Raw genomic sequence first — 21,774 nt, 5'->3', positions numbered from 1 at the left:
GCCGGCAGCACGCATGAACACACCGATCAGGGTCGCGCTCGTCGACGACCAGCAGCTCGTCCGCGCCGGCTTCCGCATGGTGATCGACTCCCAGCCCGACCTCGAGGTGGTGCTCGAGGCGGGTGACGGCGCCCAAGCCGTCCGCGCGTTGACGCCCGGCTCGGGCCCCGCCGCCCACGGCCGTGTGGACGTCGTGCTGATGGACGTCCGGATGCCCCAGATGGACGGCCTCGCCGCGACGGCCGCCATCACGGCGGCGGGCACCGAGGACGCGCCGGCGCCGCGGGTCATCGTGCTCACCACGTTCGACCTCGACGAGTACGTCCTCTCGGCGATCCGCGCCGGGGCCAGCGGGTTCCTGCTCAAGGACGCGCCTCCGGAGGAGATGCTCGGGGCGATCCGCACCATCCACCACGGCGACGCCGTGATCGCGCCGTCGAGCACCCGGCGCCTCCTCGAGCACCTGGTGACGGCGCTCCCCCCGGAGCGGCTCGCCCAGCAGGACGAGCCCGCGCACGCCGCCCTGGCCGACCTGACCGACCGCGAGCGCGAGGTCCTGGTGCTGATGGCGCGCGGCCGCTCGAACACGGAGATCGGCGGGGACCTGTTCGTCGCCGAGGCCACCGTCAAGACCCACGTCGGCCGCATCCTCGCGAAGCTGGGCGTGCGGGACAGGGTGCAGGCGGTCGTCGCGGCCTATGAGGCGGGCCTGGTCCGCCCGGGAGGCTGACGTCGGCGACGCCCACGCGGCCCCCGGGTCGCACAACCGGGCGTCGTCCATCCCCCCGTGGGGGGACCGAGGTCGCGACCGCAGCCCGACGCGGCGACCGCCCCGTCGTCCGTAGCGTCGTCCACGTCGCCTCACACCGAACCTTGGAGCTAGTCGTGGACACGACCGTCTACCAGAACACACCCCCCGGGCAGCAGCCTGGATCGCCTGCCATCGCCGTCCGGGCCCGCGACCTCGCGAAGGTCTACGGCCGAGGCGGGTCGGCGGTGCACGCCCTCGCCGGCGTCGACGTGGACTTCGCCGCCGGTGCGTTCACCGCGATCATGGGGCCGTCCGGATCAGGCAAGTCGACGCTGATGCACCTGCTCGCGGGGCTGGACTCGGCCACATCGGGCCAGGCCTTCCTCGGCGCGACAGATGTGACCACGCTCGACGACGACGCGCTGACGCGCCTGCGACGCGACCGGGTCGGCTTCGTCTTCCAGTCGTTCAACCTGCTGCCGATGTTCACGGCCGAGCAGAACATCACCCTGCCGCTGGAGCTCGCGGGCGCCCCCGTGGACCGCGCGTGGTTCGACACGCTCGTGCAGGCCCTCGGGCTCAAGGCGCGGCTGACGCACCGGCCCTCGGAGCTCTCCGGCGGCCAGCAGCAGCGGGTGGCGATCGCCCGGGCGCTCATCACCAAGCCCGAGGTCGTCTTCGCCGATGAGCCGACCGGCAACCTGGACTCCCGCTCGGGCGCCGAGGTGCTGAGCTTCCTGCGCCGCTCGGTGCGCGAGCTCGGGCGCACCATCATCATGGTCACGCACGACCCGACGGCCGCCGCCTATGCGGACCGCGTCGTGCTGCTGGCCGACGGGCGCATCGCCGGGGACATCGCCGACCCGACGCCGGAGTCGGTGCTCGCGGGCCTCGACGCCCTGCGCCAGCTCGACGAGCCCATCGCGGCCACCGGCGCGCAGAGCGTGGCGGGCATCTGATGCTGCGACTGACCTTGGCCCAGATGCGGCAGAGCATCGGGCGACTGACGGCGGGCGGCGTCGCCATCGCCATCGGCACGGCCTTCGTCGCCGCCACGCTCCTTGCAGGCGGGGTGATCACCCGCACCGGCTACGACTCCCTCACGGCGTCCCTGGCGCAGGCGGACCTCGTCGCCGAGTACGTCGACACCGAGATGCTCGAGGAGATCACGGCGCTGCCGGAGGTGGCCGCCGCGCAGCCGACGACTGTGGTCGGCGTCGAGTTGCAGCGCGGGCCGACCCAGATCTGGGTGGGCGTCACCCCGCGCGCCACCGACCCGCGCCTGGAAGTGCAGACCCTCGTCGAGGGCGTGCTGCCCGACGACGCCGGGGAGATCGCCCTGCCCGGGCCGATGGCGGAGCGCCTCAAGGTGGCGATCGGCGACGAGATCGAGGCGCCCTACTCCGTGTGGTCCGACGTCTCCCCCACGGCTGACCCGGCAGCCGGCACGGATGCCGACGCGGCCACCGACACGGGAGCCTCCGAGGGCGTGTGGGAGTCCTCGACGATGACGCTGCGCGTGGTGGGCCTGCTCGACGACCCACTCGGCGCCTACACCGGGCAGGGCGGCGCTGGCGTCGTCACCCCCGCCGACGCCGAGCGCCTCTACGGCGGGACTCCCTTGGTGGACGGGTACACGAACGTGCTGCTCGCGGTCACTCCGGGCGCCGACGTGATCGCTGCCCAGCAGAGGATCTCGCAGGCCGCCGACACGGCCGTCTACACCAAGGACGAGGCCGCGCAGGAGCTCATCGCCACCTTCGGCGCCGACGGGCAGATCTTCACCAAGCTGGTGCTGGGCTTCGCCGCGGTGGCCCTCATCGTCGCCGCCCTGGTCATCTCGAACACCTTCCAGGTGCTCGTCGCCCAGCGCACGCGGACTCTCGCGCTGTTGCGTTGCGTCGGCGCCGGCAAGCGCCAGCTCCGCGCGTCGGTGCTCATCGAGGCGACGATCCTCGGGGTCGTGGCCTCGGTGACGGGCATCGTGGGCGGGACGGTGCTCGCACAGTCGGCGCTCATGGTGCTGCGCAGGGTCGCCGTGGACGCGCCGCTGCCCGCGACGGTGTCGGTCACCCCGTCGGTGATCCTGGCGCCGCTGCTGGTGGGCACCCTCATGACGGTCCTCGCGGCGCTCATGCCGGCACGAGCGGCCACCCGGGTGCCGCCCATCGCGGCGCTGCGGCCCGCTGACGCCCCGGTCGTCACCTCGCGGAGCAGCCGTGTGCGGGTCGTGCTCGCCGCGCTGCTCACGGTGGGCGGCGTGCTCGGGCTGGTCGGCGGCGTGGTGATGGGCGCCAGCGACCCGACGATCGGACTGCTCCTGGGCGTCGCCGGGGGCGCCGCCTCGTTCGTCGGCGTGCTCGTGGGCGCTGTCTTCTGGGTGCCGAAGGTCGTCTCGGGAACCGGGCGCCTCCTGGCCCGGACTGGCCCGAGCGCCAAGCTCGCCGCGGCGAACACGGTGCGGAACCCGCGCCGCACCGCCGCCACCAGCACCGCGCTGCTCATCGGGGTGACGCTCGTCGCGATGATGAGCACGGGGGCGGCCAGCGCCCGCACGACGCTCAACACGGCGCTCGACTCGCAGTACCCGGTCGACGTCCTCATCGCCGTCCCTGATCGGGCGGACGGGACGACGGCAGTGCTGCCTCCCGCTGTGGAGCTCGGCGTCCGGCAGGTCGACGGGGTGGAGACGATGGTCCCGGTGCGATCGGTCAGCGCCTCGGTGGGGCCTGCCGGGACGTCCTCCGCCGAGAACGGCGGCTGGATCGGGCTCCGTGCCATCGAGGCCTCGGACGCCGCGCAGGTGATGCGCTCGAGCCCGTCCGCGAACGAGCTCAGGGACGGCGTCGTGGTGATGCCCCCGAACGTGGCCGCGCGCTTCGACGTCGTCGACGGTGACACCGTGCCCGTCGAGCAGGCGAACCACACCGGCGACGACTCGTGGTCGGCCCCGACCGCACAGCTGACAGTGGTGGTGGCGGACTTCGGCGGCTCGGGGATCCTCGTCACGCCGGCCACGTACAGCCAGATCGTGCCGGAGGGCGCCAGCGCGAACGAGCTGTGGGTCCGCCTCGCGAGCGTCGACGACGCCGCCTCGGCGTTCGTCGGGATCCAGGACGCGCTGCAGGACCACTCGGTGTCCATCCAGGGCGCCGCCGCCGAGCGCGCCCAGTTCCAGCAGGTCATCGACACGCTGCTCGCCGTGGTGGTGGGGCTGCTCGGCGTGGCCGTCGTCATCGCCGTCGTCGGTGTGGCGAACACGCTGTCGCTGTCGGTGCTGGAGCGCAGGCGCGAGTCGGCGACGCTGCGGGCCATCGGGCTCTCGCGCCGCCAGCTCCGGCTCACTCTCGCGATCGAGGGCCTGCTCATCGCGGGGGTCGGCGCGGTGCTCGGCGCCGTGCTGGGGATGCTGTATGGGTGGGCGGGGTCGGCGACGGTCCTCAGCACTGTCGCCGACGTCACCCTGGTGGTGCCGTGGCGTGACATGTCGCTGGTGGTGCTCGTCGCGCTGGTCGCGGGGCTGCTGGCCTCGGTGCTGCCGGGACGCTCGGCGGCTCGCACCTCGCCGGTGGCGGCGCTCGCCGTCGACTGAGCCCGCCGGGCGACCGGCCGGCCTGTGGAGGGACATGCCGTCCCCAGATCCGCAGGCCGGCCGGTCGCCTTCGCGCTGGGCGCCAGATCCTGTCGATGTGCGCCTCACCCTCCACAGCCCGGACCCCGCTGGCCAGGGCGGCTGGCATGTCCTGGACGTGGAGGCCGACGAGGGCACACGGCTCGGCGAGTTGCGCCCACACCTGGCGCGGCTCACCGGGCACGCCGGCTGGGCGGGCTCGCAGCGGCTGGCGGCGGGTGCGGAACCGCTGGACGACGCGCATCCGTGCGGCAGCCCGCCGCTTGTCGCGGGCGCCGTGCTCAGGCTCGGTCGGGGCCGGCTCCCGGAAGACGAGGCGGCGCTGCGGTCAGCGCATCTCGCGGTCCTCTCGGGGCCGGATTGCGGGCGCCTCCTCACGGTGGCGCACGCGACGATCGTCGGACGCAGGGGCTCCGACGACCACTCCGGCGCCGAGTCGTGGCCGGGCCTGATCGCGGACAGCGCGCGGCGTCACGTCCTCGCCGACCCGATGCTGTCCGCTCGGCACCTCGAGCTGCGCCCGCATCGGCGCGGGGCGGCGGTGCGGGACCTCGGGTCCGCGAACGGCACGACGCTGCACAGGGCCCGGGGGCGCTGGCGTGGCCGGCTGCCGGCTCGGGGGCGGAGTCTGAGCGGCCGGTGGATGAGGCTGCGCCCCGGAGACCGGATCAGGGCGGGAGCCTCTGAACTCGAGTTGCGGAGCCCGGCGGGCGAGGGCCCGGACGCCCTCGACGCGGCCCGGGACGACGTCGAGGAGCACGCGTCGGGGTTCTCAGGCGGCATTGCCTGGACGTGGATGGCGCCGACCGTCGGCTCGGTGGCCCTCGCCGCCACCACCGGCCATCGGATGCTGCTGCTGTGCGCCTTGATCGGACCGCTGGTGGCCGTGGGGCAGGTGATCGCGGGGCGTCGCCGCCGGGCGCGGGCCGCCCAGGCGACGGCCCGCGGCGGCGCCCGCGACGCATCCCTGGGCAATGCCCGCGGGCACGAGCGGCCCGCGCCGCCGATCGACAATCCCGCTGACCTCGTCACCGCCACCCTGCGCGCGGCTCACACCGGCGCGACCCGGTTCGCGGTCGACGCCTGCGGGCCCGACCGCGTGATCGCGCTCGTGGGGAGTCGGCAGTGGACGCTCGGAGCCACCCGCGCCCTGCTGCTCGGGGCTGTGGGCTCGGACGGCGCGGGCCGCCTCACGGTCCGGGCCGACGCCGACCACCTCGACGACTGGTCGTGGGCCCGTTGGATCGCGGAACCCGCTCCCACCAGCGCCGCGGACCTCACGGACGTCCCCGCCCTCAGACCCCACGTCACCGTCGTGGACGGACCGGACAGCATCGCAGCCGCGGCGCGCCACCCCCCACGCCACCCGCCCGGCGCCGAAGCCGAGCACCTCGTCCTGCTCGCGCCCACGGCGTCGGCGGCGCCCGCCTGGTGCCGCACCGTGCTGCATGTGCGCGCCGAGGGAGCCAAGCTCAGCACACCGCTCGGCGACCGGCCTGCGCCCCTGCACCTCGTGTCGGCGCAATGGGCCGAACGACAAGCCCGCCGGATCGCGGGGCTGCGCGGGACGGCAGCCCCGGCGCCGGGCGCAGGACCGGCCCTCCCGAACGACGTGGCCTTGGGCGACCTGCCGGGAGTGCCCGAGCCCGACGCCGAGCAGATCACCCAAGCCTGGGCTGGCGGACGCCACTCCGGCCTTCACGCGATGCTCGGGCGGGACGCTTCGGGGCCAGTCAGCGTCGACCTCGTGCGCGACGGCCCGCATGCCCTGGTCGCGGGCACGACGGGGGCGGGCAAATCAGCGCTGCTCCGCACCCTCGTGCTCTCCCTCGCGCTCGCCCACCCACCCGAGCGGCTCGCGATCGCGCTCGTCGACTACAAGGGCGGCGCCAGTTTCGGCCCCTGCGCCGACCTGCCACATGTCGTCGGGCAGGTCACCGACCTCGACGGCCACCTCGCGCTCCGCGCGCTCACCGGTCTGCGCGCCGAGCTGCGCAGACGCGAGCACGCCCTCGCGGAGGCCGGGTGCGCCGACGTCTCCGCGTGGTGGGCACGTCACGTGCCCGGCGCAGGCCCCACGCCCCCGCCCCGCCTCCTCGTGGTGATCGACGAGTTCCGCGCCCTCGCCGACGAGGCGCCCGACTTCGTGCCGGGCCTCCTGCGCCTCGCCGCCCAGGGCCGCTCCCTGGGGATGCACCTGGTGCTGGCCACCCAGCGCCCCGCCGGGGCCGTCAACGCCGACCTGCGCGCGAACATCGCGCTACGGATCGCGCTGCGGGTCACCGACGCCGCCGAGTCCCTCGACGTCCTGGACGCGCCCGACGCCGCCCTCCTGCCCGCGAATCGGCCAGGTCGCGCGGTGCTGCGCCGGGGCAACGGCCCGGTCGAGCACCTGCACGTCGCCCAGGCCCGAGCCCGGACGACTGGCGCGGCGGAGCCCGTGCGCCTGGCGGCCCCCTGGTCCGCGTTCGCCGCGCCATCCAGCGCCGTGCCATCCCGCGCCGTGCCGTCTGACTCCGACACCGCCCACTCCGAGCCCGACGAGGCACGCCGGTTCGTGGAGGCCGTCCGGTCAGCCGCCCAAGGCCGCACGCTGCCGACCGCCCCGTGGCTGCCCGAGCTGCCCCGAACGGTGCGCCGCACCGACCTGCCCCCCGACCGGAGCCCGGTCCCTGACACCGTCACCCTCGCCCTGGCCGACGTCCCCGACCAGCAACGTCGCGAGCTCGTGCGATGGAGCCCTCGTCAGGGCCACCTCCTCGTGGTCGGGCCGCCCGGCTCTGGGCGCACCACCGCGCTGAGCACAGCGGCCGCCGGGGCGCTTGAGCTCGGGTGGCACGTGCACGCCGTCGGGTTCACCACTCCCCCGCTGCCGATCGCCGAGCTGGGGACAGTCGTGGGCGCCGACGATCCGCGACGACTCGCCCGGCTGCTTGCCCTCCTCGCGGACCGTCCCCGGATCGGCGACAACCCCCGGGACCTCCCCGACGCCCCGGTGCGCGCGGGCGGCGCACACCAGCTCGTCCTCGTGGACGGGTGGGAGGCCACGCTCGAAGCCCTCGACGCGGTGGGCCGCGGCGCCGGTGGGCGGCTGCTGCTCGACCTGCTGCGTGACGGCCTCACCCGCGGGGTGACGGTGGCCGCGAGCTCGGGCGCCACGGGGCGGGTGGCCGCTCTCAGCGGGCAGTTCCACGATCGGCTCGTGCTCGGCATGGACGCGGTGGACCAGGTGCTCGCCGGGGTTCCCACCGAGCTCACGGGCCTGCCACGCATGCCTGGGCGGGCCGTGCATCTGCGCGGCTCCGACGCCCGCGAATGCCAGGTCGCCCTTCCGGACGGTCGGGCGGCGCCGCGCCCCCTCGACGGCTCCCGCGTCCTGAGGCTGCGGACGATCCCTGACGAGGTCGCGATCTCCGATCTCATGGACGACGAGGCCGGCGGCGCGGGCCACGGTCAGGCCCTCATCCCGATCGGCCTCGGTGGCGACGAGGCCCGCGCGGTCGGGCTCGACGTCAGCCGGGGAGCCCTGGTCGTGGGGCCCGCCGGCTCGGGGCGCACCACCGCCCTCGCCGTGCTGGCCACCGGCCTGCTCGGCGCGGGCAGGCCGGTTGCCGTGGTCGGGTCGGACCCCGCGCTCCTCGGCCTCGAGGGCCCGCGGTGGGCGTCCGCGCCGGAAGGCCTCACGGCCCTCCTCGACGAGCTCGCCGGCGCGCACCGCGAAGGCCTCGAGGAGGTCGACCTCCTGGTGGACGACCTGGACTCGCTCGACCAGATGCATCCGGTGGAGGCCGAGCGGCTCGCGCAGGCGGCGGCCGCGCGGCCCGGAGGCCTGCGCCTCAGGCTCATCGCGTCGGCCCGCACCGGCCGTGCCGCCACGGCCTACCGTGAGCCGATCGCCCGCCTGCGGTCGATCCGCGCCGGGCTGGTCCTGGACCCGCTCGAACCAGGCTCGGCCGACGTGTTCGGCGTCGACCTCACGACTGTCGTCGATCCCTCGCGCGCGCACGCCCCGGGGCGCGGGGCACTCGTGCGCGGCAGGGAACTGACCCCCGTGCAGGTCGCGCGGCTAGTTCCCAGGTGACGGTGACGAGGCCGCCTCGTCGCCACGTCCTGTCGTCGCCGCGACCACGGAGGGCAGCATGAGCCCGACCCCGATCGCGAGTGCGATCACCAAGAGCGCCGCCGCCCATGCCGTGGGCTCGACGCTGAGCCAGCCGGCGGCCAGGACGATGAGGAAGAGCTGCCAGGTGAGCACCGGCGAGCGCGCCCACCGCCGCCCCCGCCACAGCCCTCGCGCGCTGGCCACGAGCACCGCCGCCACACCGAGGGCGAACACCACGAGGAACGCCATCGCGCCTGCGACCTGCGAGCCGCCGAAGATCTCGGCGCCGAACGCCACCCCCAGCCCGACCAGCAACGCCGCCTCGAGGAGGACCAGCAGGCAGATTGGGGCGAGGAGTCGAGGAGCACGTCTCAATGACACGCGCCGACCCTACGTGAGCGGCCCGGGGCGCGTCGGCGAGTCCGCCTGACGAGGGCCTCGAGTACCCGCGACCGGGGGCGAGCTGCGGGTTCGTACGAGTCATGGGATGTCATGCGGAGTCGGGCTCCTGGACGAATGCCCAGGTCAGCGCGATTTGCCGTCGCCGGGGCAGGTCAGTTGGACCCGATTTCGCCCTGTGCGCCGAAGAGGATAGAGTGGCGACTCCATTCACAGGTGGCGTCCAGGTGTGATGAAGACCTCAGGCCGCGCGAGAAACCCGCGCGCTGATAGATCTTGTGCTGCGCGCCTGCAGGTGTGAGGCTAATTCACAGCAGTTGATCCCCCCACCCGTGCGCGTAGAACCCACGAGCCGCCATGTCGCTGAGCCGTGCTGCGCGCACCAAGCCTGATGAGTCCTGAGAAGGGCCTTGGCTTGCCCTGTGCAAGGAGAGATTTCATGGATTGGCGCCACCGCGCAGCGTGTCTGGACGAAGACCCGGAGCTGTTCTTCCCGATCGGCAACACCGGACCCGCGCTGCTGCAGATCGATGAGGCGAAGGCCGTGTGCCGTCGCTGCGAGGTCGTCGACACGTGCCTCAAGTGGGCCCTCGAGTCCGGTCAGGACGCCGGCGTCTGGGGTGGCCTCTCCGAGGACGAGCGTCGCGCCCTCAAGCGCCGCACTGCGCGCCAGCGTCGCGCGAGCTGAGCAGCCTGACCAGCACAACTGTCTGACCTTGGCGCTCCGGACCTCCCCCGGGCCGGCAGCGCGCACCTAGAGAGCCGCCACCAGCATCCTCCGCTGGGGCGGCTCTCGTGCGTCCGGCGGCAGACAGGGACACGCCCAGGCCTGATCGGCCGGGGAGCCTGACCGACCCCCGACCCCGACCCCGGCTCAGACCGAGCCGGCGCTCTCCCTGCTCGGATTGCGGAGCACTGCCTCCAGCACCACCTGGGTGCCACGGCTCCCCTCCCGCGGCCCCCACTCGATGCTCCCGCGCAGCTCGTTCGCCACGAGGGTCGACACGATCTGGGTGCCCAACCCGCTCCCGGCGCCGGCCGACTCCGGCAGCCCGCCCCCGTCGTCCGCCACGACGACGCGCAGCGCCTGGCCCTCGCGCTCGGCCGTGACCTCGACAGTCCCGCCACCCACCGCTGAGAGCCCGTGCTCCACGGCGTTGGTGACCAACTCGGTGAGCACCAGGGCCAGCGCCGTCGCGTCCTCGGCGGGAACCAGCCCGAACGTCCCGCTGACGACCGTGCGCACGCTGCTGCCCGCCGACGCGACATCGGCCGCCAAGCGCAGGCTGCGGCCCACCAGGTCGTCGAAGGGCACCGACTCGTCGAGGGTCTGCGAGAGCGTCTCGTGCACGAGGGCGATCGTCGCGACCCGGCGCATCGCCTCGTCGAGCGCCTCACGGGCCTCGGGGTTGCTCATCCGTCGCGACTGGAGCCGCAGCAGCGCCGCGACGGTCTGCAGGTTGTTCTTCACCCGGTGGTGGATCTCCCGGATGGTCGCGTCCTTGGTGATGAGCTCGCGCTCGCGGCGCCGCAGCTCGGAGACGTCGCGGCAGAGCAGCACCGCGCCGATGCGCTGGCCGCGCTCCGTGAGCGGGACGGCCCGCAGGGACAGCGCCACCCCTTTGGACTCGATGTCGGTGCGCCACGGCGCACGCCCCATGACGACGAGCGGCATCGACTCGTCCACCGGCGCCTTGTGCTCGACAAGCTCGGCGGTGACCTCGATCAACGACCTGCCGACGAGGTCTCCGAGCGCGCCCAGGCGGTGGAAGCAGCTCAGCGCGTTGGGGCTCGCGTACAGCACCTCCCCCTCAGAGTTCAGCCGGATGAGGCCGTCGCCGACGCGGGGCGCGCCCCGGCGAGGGCCGGTCGGGGCGTTCGATGCCGGGAATTCGCCGCGGCCGATCATGCCCATCAGCTCGTCGGCGGACTCCACGTAGTTGAGCTCGAGCCGGCTCGGCGTGCGGGCGCCGCCCAGGTTCGTCTGCCGCGCGACGACGGCGATGGCGCGCCCCTCGCGGACAACGGGCACAGCCTCCTCGCGCACGGCGTAGGAGCCGAACCAGCGGGGCTCGCGGGAGCGCTGCGCGCGCACCTCGGTGAGCGAGCGCTGCAGCTGCGGGCGCTGCCCGTCAGGCGCGCGCGAGCCGACCACGTCGTCGTAGTGGACTGTCGCGCCGGTGCTCGGGCGGCACTGCGCGATGGCGATGAAGTCCCCGTCCTCGGTGGGGAGCCAGAGGACGAGGTCGGCGAATGCGAGGTCGGAGATCACCTGCCAGTCGCCGACGAGCAGGTGCAGCCACTCGAGGTCGGCGGCGTCAAGCGAGGCGTGGCGCGTGGCGAGGTCGCTCAGGGTGGACACGGAGTCCAGCGTAGGCGTCGTGGAACACGCCGCCGTGCAGCGGGGGCGATAGCCTCGACCACAGTGCCACCTGCTGTGCGCACGTCGACACCCTGAAAGGAGCCGGTCGGTGCACCTGCGCGTCAGCTTCACCCTTGCGGCGTCTGCCCCCACCGTCGCCGCCATGCTGGCGGACCCCGCCTATGTCGAGGCGAAGGTGCGGGCTAGCGGGGCGATCGAGCAGCAGGTCGACGTGGTGCCCGGCGACGACGGCGCGTTCACCGTCACCTCGCGGCGGGCGCTCCCCACCGACCAGATCCCCGCGAATATGCGGGCCTTCATCGGGTCTCAGATCGACGTCCGACAGGTCGAGGCCTGGGAGCCTCCCGGCGAGGACGGCGGCCGGTCGGGCACTGTGGTCGTCGAGATCACGGGCGCGCCGGTGCGCCTGACCGGGTCGATGCGGCTGTTTCCCGACGGCGTCGGCTCGACGATTCTGTACGAGGGCGACCTGAAGGCTGCCATCCCCCTGTTCGCGGGCGCCGTGGAGGACGCGGCGGCTTCTGCGATCCGCTCCGCGCTCGCCGCGGAGGAGGCCGTCGCGACGGCCTGGCTGGAAGGTCACGAACCGGGTTCCCAGCCGTAACAATTCGGTAACACCATCGCCGCCAAAATCGCTCTGACCTGCAGGTATGTTCGCGTGGGATCGCTACCACGCCTGTTTTCGGCGCCTTCGTCCTTGACACCCGCCCAGGTCGCGGCCAGAGTTCCTCACAGCGCGTGGGAACGCTCCCGCTACACACCGTGGAAGCGTTCTCATGTGAGGGTCCACCAAGGCCCACACGAGCCGGACGACACCGCTGCCAGCGGTTCCGGGCGGTGCGTGTCCCATGGGTACGGCGACGACGCCGTCGACTGACAAGGGAGTCATTGTGCGCAAGACCACACGCAAGATGTGGGCGGCTGCGGCCGGGGTCACGGGCATCGCCCTCCTCGCCACCGCCTGCGGCAGCTCGGATGGCGGCGGCAGCGGAGAGCCCGCCGCGGACGGCGACGAGCAGATCACGCTGTCGATCGCCACGTTCAACCAGTTCGGCTACGAGGACCTCCTCACGGAGTACGAGAGCCTGAACCCGAACATCAAGATCGAGCACAACAAGGTCGCCAAGTCGGACGACGCGCGCGCGAACCTCAACACGCGTCTCGCCGCGGGCTCCGGCCTGTCGGACATCGAGGCCATCGAGGTCGACTGGCTGCCCGAGCTCCTCCAGTACTCGGACAAGTTCAACGACCTCAAGTCGGACGACGTCGAGGGCCGCTGGCTGCAGTGGAAGGAAGACCAGGCGACGGACTCTGACGGCCGCCTCATCGCGTACGGCACGGACGCCGGCCCGGAGGGCATCGCCTACCGCGCCGACCTTTTCGCCGCCGCGGGCCTCCCGTCGGAGCGTGGCGAGGTCGCCGACTACTTCGGTGGCGACGACGCCACGTGGGACCGCTACTTCGAGGTCGGCAAGGAGTACTACGCCGCCACGCAGAAGCCGTTCTTCGACTCGGCCGGCGCCATCTACCAGGGCATGATCAACCAGGTCGAGGCCGCGTACGAGGACCCCGAGACGCTGGAGATCGTCGCGGCCGACAACAAGGAGGTCAAGGACATCTACACCCAGGTCCTGACCGCCGCGGTCACCGACAACCTGTCCGCCCACTACGAGCAGTGGAGCGACGACTGGACGTCCTCGTTCCAGAACGACGGCTTCGCCACGATGCTCGCCCCGGGCTGGATGCTCGGCGTCATCGAGGGCAACGCGGCCGGCGTCACCGGCTGGGACATCGCTGATGTCTTCCCCGGCGGCGGCGGCAACTGGGGCGGGTCCTTCCTGACCGTCCCGACGCAGTCGGAGCACCCGGAGGAGGCCCAGGCCCTCGCCGCGTGGCTGACCGCCCCCGAGCAGCAGATCAAGGCGTTCAAGGCTCAGGGCACGTTCCCGAGCCAGCAGGAGGCCCTGAAGAGCCCGGACCTGACCTCGGTCACCAACGAGTTCTTCAACGGCGCCCCCACCGGCGAGATCCTCGCCAACCGTGCCGCCGCGATCAAGGTCGCGCCCTTCAAGGGCCCGAACTACTTCGCTGTGAACGACGCGCTGGGCAGCGCCATCCTGCGTGTCGACGTGCAGAAGACCGACGACATCGAGACCTCGTGGACGAAGTTCCTCGAGGCAGTGAACACGCTGGGCTGACGCTCTAGGCGCCGGGGCGCCGGTCTCACCGACCGGCGCCCCGGCTCTACCCCGTAATCGTCCTGCTCAGCGCCCCTCGAAGGATTCTGATGGTCACCTCCACGACGCCGAAGCTCGACCGCAGGCCGAACCGGTCCGCGGATCGCGAGCCGCGCCGGCTCGGCTTCGGTCAGCGGCTCGGCCGGTGGGACGTCAAGGTCTCGCCGTACCTGTACATCTCCCCGTTCTTCATCCTCTTCGCCATCGTGGGCCTGTTCCCGCTGCTGTACACCGCGTATGTCTCGGTGCACAAATGGCATCTCATCGGTGGCCAAGGCGACTTCGTCGGGCTCGAGAACTTCACCTACGTCCTCCAGCAGCCGTTCTTCTGGAAGGCGCTGCGCAACACCTTCAGCATCTTCCTGCTCTCCTCGGTGCCGCAGGTCTTCATCGCGATCACCATCGCCGCAGTGCTGGACGCCAACCTCCGCGCCAAGACCTTCTGGCGGATGGGCGTCCTCCTGCCCTTCGTCGTGGCGCCCGTCGCCGTCTCCCTGATCTTCGGCAAGCTCTTCGCCGACCAGTCCGGGATGATCAACGCGATCCTCGGTGGCGTCGGCATCGAGCCGATCCGCTGGCACGCTGACGTCCTCGCGAGCCACGTCGCCATCTCCTCGATGGTCAACTTCCGCTGGATCGGCTACAACACCCTGATCTTCCTCGCCGCGATGCAGGCCGTGCCGCGCGAGCTCTACGAGGCCGCGATCCTCGACGGCGCCAACCGGTTGCGCCAGTTCTTCTCCGTCACCGTGCCGATGCTGCGCCCGACCATCATCTTCGTGGTCGTGACCTCCACGATCGGCGGACTGCAGATCTTCGACGAGCCCCGCCTGTTCGACCAGACCGGCCAGGGCGGCGGCGACCGACAGTGGATGACCGTGACGATGTACCTCTACGAGGTCGGATGGGGCTCTCAGAAGAGCTTCGGGCGCGCTGCCGCAGTCGCCTGGATCCTCTTCGTCATCATCCTCATCATCGGGCTGATCAACTTCTCCATCACCCGTCGCATCGCGTCCGACTCGGCGCCCAAGTCCGGAAGGAAGCAGAAGCGATGAGCGCGCCTTCGATCCCCGTCATCCAGCAGACCGCAGGACGCGGCGCCGCTCGCGCCGCCGCGAACCGGCGCGGCAAGTCGAAGGGCGCCGGCTCCGACCGTCGTCCCGGGTGGCTCACCTACGCGATCCTGACGCTGGTCATCCTGATCTCGGCGTATCCGTTGTACTTCGCGTTCCTGCTGGCGACCTCGGACGCCACGACGATCGCGCAGAACCCGATCCCGTCGCTGATCCCCGACAGCAACCTGTTCACCAACTTCGAGCGCGTCCTCGAATCGGACATCAAGTTCTGGAAGTCGCTGTCGAACTCGATCATCGTCTCCTCGGTGACCGCGATCTCCGTGGTCATCTTCTCGACGCTGGCCGGCTACTCCTTCGCGAAGCTCCGCTTCAAGGGCCGCGGGCCACTGCTCGTCTTCGTGGTGGCCACCACCGCCGTGCCGACGCAGCTCGGCATCGTGCCGCTGTTCATCGTGATGTCGAAGCTCGAGTGGACGGGCGACCTGATCGCCGTCATCGTGCCCGGGATGGTCACCGCGTTCGGCGTGTTCTGGATGACGCAGTATCTTGAGGGAGCGCTTCCGTACGAGCTGATCGAGGCTGCCCGTGTGGACGGCGCGTCGATGATCCGCACGTTCTGGCACGTCGCGCTTCCGGCGGCCCGACCGGCTGCCGCGATGCTCGGCCTCTTCACCTTCGTGGGGGCCTGGACGAACTTCTTCTGGCCGTTCATCGTGCTGGGATCGGCGAACCCAACCCTGCCGGTGGCTGTCCAGTTGCTCCAGGGCAACTACTTCAACGACATGTCGCTCGTCATGGCGGGCGTCACCCTCTCGGTGATCCCGCTGGTCATCGTGTTCATCTTCGCAGGACGACAGCTTGTGGCCGGCATCATGCAGGGCGCCGTCAAGGGCTGAGAGACTGACAGCGCGGCGGTGGCGGATCACCTCCGCCACCGCCGCGCGCAGTCAACCTGTGCTACACCACGCTGCTCCGGGCAGCTTCAGGAGGGGACGACCAATGTCGGTCGACAATGCCACGCATCGATCCGATGCCGCGCGTCCGACCGCGCCGACGCTCGAGCAGGTCGCCGAGCGTGCGGGCGTCTCACGGTCGACGGCATCGCGTGCCATCAACGGCGGCCTGCGGGTCTCCCCCGAGGCCCTCGCCTCCGTCGAGGCCGCAGTGGCCGAGCTCGGCTACACCCCGAACCGCGCGGCCCGCTCGCTGGTCACCCGTCGCACCGACTCGATCGCGCTGGTCGTGCCGGAGCCGGATGAGCGCGTCCTGTCCGACCCGTTCTTCGCGGGCACCCTCAACGGCTTGAGCACCGCGCTCGCCGAGTCCGACCTGCAACTCGTGCTGGTCATCGCCCGCCCGGGCGACAGCGCCCGCACCATCCGCTACCTGCGCAACGGCCACGTCGACGGCGCCATCGTCGTCTCCCACCACCGCGACGACGCGCTGGACCAGGCCCTGCGGCAGTCGCAGCTCCCCAACGTCTTCGTCGGGCGGCCCCTGTCCAAAGGCGACACCCAGTACGTCGACGCGGACAACGTCGCAGGTGGCCGCATCGCGACGCAGCACCTCATCGACTTGGGCCGGCGGCGCATCGGCACCATCGCCGGGCCCCTCGACATGTCGGCGGGCATCGACCGGCTCGCCGGCTGGCGGCAGGCCATCCGGGCCGCCGGGCTCTCCGAGGCCGCCATCGTGCACGGCGACTTCACCATCGCCTCCGGCGCCGCGAGCACCCATCGGCTGCTCGAGCAGCACCCCGATGTCGACGCGATCTTCGTCGCCTCCGACCTGATGGCCGCGGGCGCGCTGGGCGTGCTCGCCGAGCTCGGCCGCGACGTGCCGGGTGACATCGCCGTCGTCGGATACGACAACCTCGGGGTCGCCACCTCCACGAACCCCCCGCTGACCACTGTGATCCAGCCGGTTGTCGCGATGGCCCGTGCGGCCGGCGCCCGCCTGCTCGACCAGCTCAGCGGCGTCTACGCGGAGGAGCCGCTGATCTTCCCGTCGGAGCTCGTGATCCGCGCCTCTGCGTGAGCCGCCACGATCCCTCGCCGTCAGTCGCCCACCTGACACGGCTGTCCACGTTCGCGCTCGTCGGTGTCGGCGGGGCCGTCGGCGGGCTGCTGCGCTGGACGGCGACAGTCATCGTTGCCGAGCCCACCGGCCGGTTCCCGTGGACCACCTTCGCGGTCAACATCCTCGGGTCGTTCGCGTTGGGACTCCTGGTGGTGGGCGTCGTGGGCCGTCGGGCCGCCCCGGCCTGGGTGCGTCCCGCACTCGGCACGGGGCTGCTCGGCGGGTTCACCACCTTCTCGGCGTATGCGCATGCGGTCGACGTGCTGGCCACCGGCGGACATGTCATGGCCGCCGCGGCCTACCTGGTGGCGTCGGTCGTCGCGGGAGTGGCAGCGGCCGCCGCCGGAGTCGCGCTCGGATCGCGCCTGCCCGCGAAGAGCCTCCCTCCGCCGCCGCAGGGCCCGTCGGGAGCAGCCACGGCTCGAGGACCGCGGTGAACGGCTGGGTGGCGCTCGGTGTGGCCGTAGGCGCAGGCGTCGGAGCGCAGCTGAGGTTCGCGACCGAGCTGCTGCACGCCCGGGCCCGCGAACGGCGCGGGCTCGGACGGCCGACGTTCCCGTGGGCGACGCTGACAGTGAATGTGCTGGGATCGATCCTCCTAGGCGCCGCAGCGGCGGGCGCCACACGCGGGGTGATCAGCACGCAGTGGCTCACCGTGCTGGGCGCCGGGCTCGCTGGCGGGCTCACGACGTTCTCGACGTTCGCCCTCGACGTGGTGGAGCTGGTCCGCACCCACCGGTTGGCGCGGGCGATCGCCGACGTGGCGCTGCACCTCACGCTGGGACTGGGCGCAGCCGCTCTGACATTCCACGCGCTGCTCTGAGCAGCCACAGCACTACCCTCGGCAGCACGGTGCTGTGCTCGGCAGTCCGGCGCCGGCGCGTGTCAGCGGGGCGCCGGGCGGGCCTCGATATGGCCGAAGCGGTGGCGGGTCCGGCTGATCGCCTGGGCGCGCAGCACGGTGAGGAGCTCGCGGCGGCCGCTGGCGAGCACGGGGCCGTCGAGCACCGTCACCTCGCCTGTGCGCGTCGCCGCGGCGGCTCGCAGCCCTTCCACCTTGCCCACGACGCGGATCCGCCCGTCGACCTCGCCCTCGCGGACGCGCAGCGCGAACGTGTCGTCGTCCTCGAGTGTGGCCCGGCTGACGGCGGCGGGTGTGCCGACCAGGCGGGCGGCTGCCAGCACCCGTTCCACCTCGGCCTCACGGGCTCCCGCGCCCACCCGGACGGTGAGGTGCGGGATGGGCCGGTACCGCAGCACGTTGGACTCGGCCCGCAGACCGCTGGGGTCGCGCTCGACACCGAGCTCCTGCGACCAGCAGCGCATGTCGTCGGCGAGCGCCCAGGCGAGCCAGTCGGCGTCCTCGCGGGGCACGTCGGCGGAGTCCGCCCAGGCGCCGAGCTCGGCGACGTAGTCCGGGCCGCCCGCCTTGGCCCCGGGCCCGACGACTGACGCCTTCCATCCGCCGAACGGCTGCCGTTGGACGATCGCCCCGGTGATGTGGCGGTTCACGTAGGCGTTGCCCACCTCGACTCGCTCGAGCCACCTGTCGATCTCGTCCTCGTCGAGGGAGTGCAGGCCACCGGTGAGGCCGAAGGCGACGGCGTTCTGCACGTCGATGGCCTCGTCGAAAGTCTCGACCCGCATGATCCCGAGGACGGGACCGAAGCACTCGGTGAGGTGGAACCAGGAGCCGGGCGCGACGCCGGCCTTGACCCCGGGTGTCCACAGCCGGCCCTCGTCGTCGAGTGGGCGGGGCCGCACCGCCCACGTCTCGCCGGGGTCGAGGGTGGTCAGCGCGCGGAGCAGTTTGCCGGAGGCGGGCTCGGTGAGCGGGCCCATCGTGGTGGCGAGGTCGTCCGCGGGCCCGACGCGCAGCGACGTGACGGCGTCGACGAGCTGGCGGCGCAGGCGCGCGGACCGTCCGGCCGATCCGACGAGGATCAGCAGTGACGCGGCGGAGCACTTCTGCCCGGCGTGGCCGAAGGCGGACCGCACCGCGTCGGCGACGGCGAGGTCGAGGTCCGCCGACGGCGTGATGATCAGCGAGTTCTTGCCGGATGTCTCGGCGAGGACGTCGAGGTCGGCGCGCCAGGAGGCGAACAGCCGGGCGGTCTCGATGGAGCCGGTGAGCAGCACGCGGCGCACCGCGGGGTGGGTCACGAGCCGCTGGCCGACGTCCCCCTCGGGCGCCAGCAGCACCTGCAGCAGCGCACGCGGGACCCCGAGCTCGTCCATGGCCCGGTGCACGGCCCCCATCGCCACCTGCACGCAGTGCGGGGTGGGCGGGGCGGGCTTGACGATCACGGGCGAGCCCGCCGCGAGCGCCGCGAGCACCGAGCCCACGGGGATGGCGACGGGGAAGTTCCATGGCGGGGTCACGACTGTCAGGCCCTCGGGCCGGAACTGGGCGCCGGGCACTCCCCCATCGGCGAGCCGCTCGGCCTGGTCGGCGTAGTAGCGGGCGAAGTCGACGGCCTCACTGACCTCCGGGTCGGCCTCGGCGACGGTCTTGCCAGCCTCCTGCACCATCGTCGCGACCAGGTCGCCGCGGGCCTGCTCGAGGTGGACGGCGGCGCGGCGCAGCACCTGCGCCCGCTCGTGGGGCGACGTTCCGGCCCAGGCGGCCGCGACGGCTGAGGCCCGTTCGACTGCCTCGTCGATTGCCTCCGTGGTGTTGGCGACGATGCCCACGGGGACGTCGACCTCGCGCGTGAGCTGCTCGCGAGCCCAGACGCGGTGCTCGGAGACGGCGGGGTCGGTGTCGGGGGCGTTCACGAAAGACTCACCCGCGGCCGCCTCGACCGGCTCGCCGCGGGGTGTGCGCTGCGGCGGGCTGGTGGGCTCCTGCGCGTCCCGCACCGACGCGAGGAACGCCTCGCGCTGTGAGCCGAGGCCGTGGCCGTTGTCGGGGGCGAAGAGCGCGTGCAGGTAGTTCTGCGGCGCGGCGTTCTCCTCGAGGCGGCGCACCAGGTAGGAGATCGCCACGTCGAAGTCGCTCCGGGCCACCACGGGCGTGTACAGCAGCACCGTCCCGACGTCGTCCCGCACGGCGCGTGCCTGTGCGGGCGCCATGCCCTGCAGCATCTCGATGTCCAGCGCCTCGTCAACTCCGCGGGCTTGTGCGAGCAGGTGCGCCAGGGCGACGTGGAAGAGGTTGTGGCTCGCGGCGCCGATGCGCACCAGCGCGGTCCGCTCGGGGTGCAGCGCCCGATCGAGCAGGCGCACGTACTGGGCGTCCACCTCGGCCTTGGTGCGGAACGGCGCCTGCTCCCAGCCGTGCAGCTCGGCCTCCACCTGCTCCATCGCGAGGTTGGCGCCCTTGACCAGCCGCACCTTGACGCGGGCGCCGCCGGCCGCCTGGCGCCGGGCGGCGATCTCGGTGAGCTCGTCGAGCGCCGCCACCGCGTCGGGCAGGTACGCCTGCAGCACGATGCCCGCCTCGACGTGCAGCAGGTCGGGGTCCAGCACCAGCTCCTCGAAGACGCGGATGGTGAGCGCGAGGTCGCGGTACTCCTCCATGTCGAGGTTGACGAAGACGCCGTGGCGCGCCGCCGTCAGGTAGAGCGGGCGCAAGCGGGCCACGAGCCGGTCGCGGCTGCCGTCGGTGTCCCAGGTGGAGAGCTGGCTGGCGACAGCGGACGCCTTGACGGAGACGTAGTCCACATCCGCGCGCTCCATGAGGGCGGTCACCCGGTCCAGCCGGGATGCGGCCTCCTGCTCGCCGAGCACCGCCTCGCCGAGCAGATTGAGGTTGAGGCGGAACCCCTCGGCGCGCGCCCGGGCCAGGTGCCCGGTGAGGCCGGGACCGGCGTCCGCGACCAGGTGGCCGACGATCTGGCGCAGCCGCACTGTCGCGGCCGGCACCACGATCCGCGGCAGCACGGGGGCGAGCAGGGCGCCGCAGGCCAGCAGCACACGGTCGACGGGCCCCAGGAACCCCGCCGCGGCGGACTGCGCCTGCGCGAGGCCCGCGAGCTCGCGCGCGGCGACGTGCACGTCCTCCGGCCTGGCCACCCGGTCCACGAACCGAACGGCCAGGTCCAGGCCGACGGGGTCGGAGACGAGGGCGGCCAGGCGCGCGGTGGTCCGCCGCTCGCGCGGGGTCTCGCCGGCGGTGGTCGCGGCGACCCAGCGGTCCGCGAGCGCGAGCGACTCGTCGACGAGGGCGGCGGGGCTGATGTGCATCTGCCCATCGTCCGACTCGGGGGGCCTCGGCGTCTTGTCTCGATCCGGCGTCCTGTGTGACGTTCTGGCGCGTGTCGGGGTGTCGCAGGCGTGTGGCCAGCACCGGAGTAGCCTCCGGACCTGATGAGCCCCCTGACCACAGCCCCCGCGCAGGCGCCGACGTGGCCCGGCGCGCTCGAGCTGCTCACGGCCCTCGGGGAGCCGATGCTCGCGCTGATGGACGAGCTGTCCACCACCATGTTCTGCGCGAAGGACGTGGACGGCCGCTACGTCGCGGTGAACCAGGCGTTCGTGGACCGGACGGTGGAGCGGTCGCGGCGCGCCGTGGTGGGCCGCTGCGCGGGTGACCTGTTCATCGGGTCATTGGCCGCGCACTACGCGCAGCAGGACGCCGCGGTGCTCACCACCGGGCAGCCGGTGCGGCATGTGCTGGAGCTGATCCGCCGCCCGGGTGGCGGGCCGGGCTGGTACCTCACCTCGAAGCAGCCGGTCCGCCTCACCGGCCGGGTGGTGGGCCTGGTCAGCGTCTCGGAGGACCTGCGCACGCAGGACACCGGCGACGTGGCGCTGAGCTCGCTGTCACGGGTCGTGGAACTGGTGCACGAGCGGATCGCGGGGGCCGTCACCGTGGCGGACATGGCCGCGGCGGCGGGATGCTCGGCGTCGACCCTGGACCGGCGGATGCGCAGGGTCTTCTCCCTCTCGCCGCAGCAGTTCGTGCTGCGGGCCCGCATCGACCATGCGGCGCCGTTGCTCGTCTCGGGCGACGTGCCCATCGCGGAGGTCGCCGCCCGGTCGGGGTTCTGCGACCAGGCGGCGTTCACCCGTGCCTTCGGGCGGCTGACCGGTGAGACCCCGGCGCAGTACCGGCGACGGGCGGCGGGCGCGCCCGGGTGAGCGGCGCGTCCTGCGCCGCGCAGTCGCCGCC

Annotated in this window: 16 protein-coding genes; 13 read left to right on the top strand and 3 right to left on the bottom strand. The window is 72.8% G+C overall.

From position 1 onward, the window contains the following. Nucleotides 1-13: 13 nt before the first annotated feature. The 4 genes from QUV83_RS07800 to QUV83_RS07785 all read left to right on the top strand — a co-directional run bounded on the left by QUV83_RS07800 (nt 14) and on the right by QUV83_RS07785 (nt 8,463). On the top strand, nt 14-730 hold the full coding sequence (locus QUV83_RS07800) for a response regulator (protein WP_289563646.1): 717 nt from the start codon (nt 14-16) through the stop codon (nt 728-730). Between the two features lie 155 nt (nt 731-885). Beyond that, nucleotides 886-1,710 carry an ABC transporter ATP-binding protein gene (locus tag QUV83_RS07795; RefSeq protein WP_289563645.1) on the top strand — a complete coding sequence of 275 codons (825 nt, stop codon included), beginning with the start codon at nt 886-888 and terminating at the stop codon, nt 1,708-1,710. Further along, entirely contained in the window at nt 1,710-4,343 is a 2,634-nt protein-coding gene (locus tag QUV83_RS07790; protein ID WP_289563643.1) for an ABC transporter permease, read from the top strand. Before QUV83_RS07795 ends, QUV83_RS07790 begins: the two co-directional genes overlap by 1 nt. 97 nt (nt 4,344-4,440) lie before the next feature. After that, nucleotides 4,441-8,463 (top strand): FtsK/SpoIIIE domain-containing protein, encoded by a 4,023-nt coding sequence (locus tag QUV83_RS07785; RefSeq protein ID WP_289563641.1) that lies wholly within the window; start codon nt 4,441-4,443, stop codon nt 8,461-8,463. On the opposite strand, the gene QUV83_RS07780 is transcribed toward QUV83_RS07785, so the two are convergent. Continuing rightward, nucleotides 8,449-8,865, bottom strand: a complete 417-nt coding sequence (locus tag QUV83_RS07780; RefSeq protein ID WP_289563639.1) for a hypothetical protein — start codon at nt 8,863-8,865, stop codon at nt 8,449-8,451. The two genes, QUV83_RS07785 and QUV83_RS07780, sit on opposite strands and share 15 nt — an antisense overlap. Before the next feature lie 457 nt (nt 8,866-9,322). On the opposite strand from QUV83_RS07780, the gene QUV83_RS07775 reads away from it, so the two are divergent. Next, a complete protein-coding gene (locus QUV83_RS07775) occupies nt 9,323-9,571 on the top strand; it encodes a WhiB family transcriptional regulator (protein ID WP_066582690.1) in 249 nt (82 codons plus the stop codon). 186 nt (nt 9,572-9,757) lie between these two features. Here QUV83_RS07775 and QUV83_RS07770 read toward each other — a convergent pair whose 3' ends face one another. Continuing rightward, on the bottom strand, nt 9,758-11,245 hold the full coding sequence (locus QUV83_RS07770) for a sensor histidine kinase (protein WP_289563636.1): 1,488 nt from the start codon (nt 11,243-11,245) through the stop codon (nt 9,758-9,760). A 109-nt stretch (nt 11,246-11,354) separates the two neighbouring features. On the opposite strand from QUV83_RS07770, the gene QUV83_RS07765 reads away from it, so the two are divergent. The 7 genes from QUV83_RS07765 to QUV83_RS07735 all read left to right on the top strand — a co-directional run bounded on the left by QUV83_RS07765 (nt 11,355) and on the right by QUV83_RS07735 (nt 17,481). Beyond that, entirely contained in the window at nt 11,355-11,870 is a 516-nt protein-coding gene (locus QUV83_RS07765) for a DUF2505 domain-containing protein (protein ID WP_289563634.1), read from the top strand. Nucleotides 11,871-12,156: 286 nt separating this feature from the next. Further along, nucleotides 12,157-13,464 (top strand): ABC transporter substrate-binding protein, encoded by a 1,308-nt coding sequence (locus tag QUV83_RS07760; protein ID WP_289563632.1) that lies wholly within the window; start codon nt 12,157-12,159, stop codon nt 13,462-13,464. Nucleotides 13,465-13,553: 89 nt separating this feature from the next. Further along, nucleotides 13,554-14,558 (top strand): carbohydrate ABC transporter permease, encoded by a 1,005-nt coding sequence (locus tag QUV83_RS07755; protein ID WP_289563630.1) that lies wholly within the window; start codon nt 13,554-13,556, stop codon nt 14,556-14,558. Further along, on the top strand, nt 14,555-15,475 hold the full coding sequence (locus QUV83_RS07750) for a carbohydrate ABC transporter permease (protein ID WP_289563629.1): 921 nt from the start codon (nt 14,555-14,557) through the stop codon (nt 15,473-15,475). The genes QUV83_RS07755 and QUV83_RS07750 overlap by 4 nt, the downstream gene beginning before the upstream one ends. Before the next feature lie 103 nt (nt 15,476-15,578). Beyond that, a complete protein-coding gene (locus QUV83_RS07745; RefSeq protein WP_289563627.1) occupies nt 15,579-16,616 on the top strand; it encodes a LacI family DNA-binding transcriptional regulator in 1,038 nt (345 codons plus the stop codon). Continuing rightward, a complete protein-coding gene (locus QUV83_RS07740) occupies nt 16,613-17,095 on the top strand; it encodes a FluC/FEX family fluoride channel (RefSeq protein ID WP_289563625.1) in 483 nt (160 codons plus the stop codon). The genes QUV83_RS07745 and QUV83_RS07740 overlap by 4 nt, the downstream gene beginning before the upstream one ends. After that, on the top strand, nt 17,092-17,481 hold the full coding sequence (locus QUV83_RS07735) for a fluoride efflux transporter FluC (protein ID WP_289563623.1): 390 nt from the start codon (nt 17,092-17,094) through the stop codon (nt 17,479-17,481). The genes QUV83_RS07740 and QUV83_RS07735 overlap by 4 nt, the downstream gene beginning before the upstream one ends. 62 nt (nt 17,482-17,543) lie before the next feature. Here QUV83_RS07735 and QUV83_RS07730 read toward each other — a convergent pair whose 3' ends face one another. Continuing rightward, nucleotides 17,544-20,846, bottom strand: coding sequence for a proline dehydrogenase family protein (locus QUV83_RS07730; protein ID WP_289563622.1), 3,303 nt, complete (start codon nt 20,844-20,846; stop codon nt 17,544-17,546). 123 nt (nt 20,847-20,969) lie between these two features. Here QUV83_RS07730 and QUV83_RS07725 point away from each other — a divergent pair, with 123 nt between their 5' ends. After that, nucleotides 20,970-21,743, top strand: coding sequence for a helix-turn-helix domain-containing protein (locus QUV83_RS07725; RefSeq protein ID WP_289563621.1), 774 nt, complete (start codon nt 20,970-20,972; stop codon nt 21,741-21,743). The last annotated feature ends 31 nt before the right edge of the window (nt 21,744-21,774 follow it).

This window comes from Cellulomonas cellasea (genome assembly GCF_030372105.1).
Lineage (GTDB): Bacteria > Actinomycetota > Actinomycetes > Actinomycetales > Cellulomonadaceae > Cellulomonas_A > Cellulomonas_A cellasea_A.
Note: the sequence above shows the minus strand (reverse complement) of the source record. Positions and strands in the feature narration are given on the sequence as shown.

What these genes read in the sequence shown, in the direction of transcription:
- QUV83_RS07800 (WP_289563646.1), top strand. Translation starts at nt 14, where the DNA reads ATGAACACACCGATCAGGGTCGCGCTCGTCGACGACCAGCAGCTCGTC.
- QUV83_RS07790 (WP_289563643.1), top strand. Translation starts at nt 1,710, where the DNA reads ATGCTGCGACTGACCTTGGCCCAGATGCGGCAGAGCATCGGGCGACTG.
- QUV83_RS07775 (WP_066582690.1), top strand. Translation starts at nt 9,323, where the DNA reads ATGGATTGGCGCCACCGCGCAGCGTGTCTGGACGAAGACCCGGAGCTG.
- QUV83_RS07755 (WP_289563630.1), top strand. Translation starts at nt 13,554, where the DNA reads ATGGTCACCTCCACGACGCCGAAGCTCGACCGCAGGCCGAACCGGTCC.
- QUV83_RS07750 (WP_289563629.1), top strand. Translation starts at nt 14,555, where the DNA reads ATGAGCGCGCCTTCGATCCCCGTCATCCAGCAGACCGCAGGACGCGGC.
- QUV83_RS07745 (WP_289563627.1), top strand. Translation starts at nt 15,579, where the DNA reads ATGTCGGTCGACAATGCCACGCATCGATCCGATGCCGCGCGTCCGACC.
- QUV83_RS07730 (WP_289563622.1), bottom strand. Translation starts at nt 20,846, where the DNA reads ATGCACATCAGCCCCGCCGCCCTCGTCGACGAGTCGCTCGCGCTCGCG.
- QUV83_RS07725 (WP_289563621.1), top strand. Translation starts at nt 20,970, where the DNA reads ATGAGCCCCCTGACCACAGCCCCCGCGCAGGCGCCGACGTGGCCCGGC.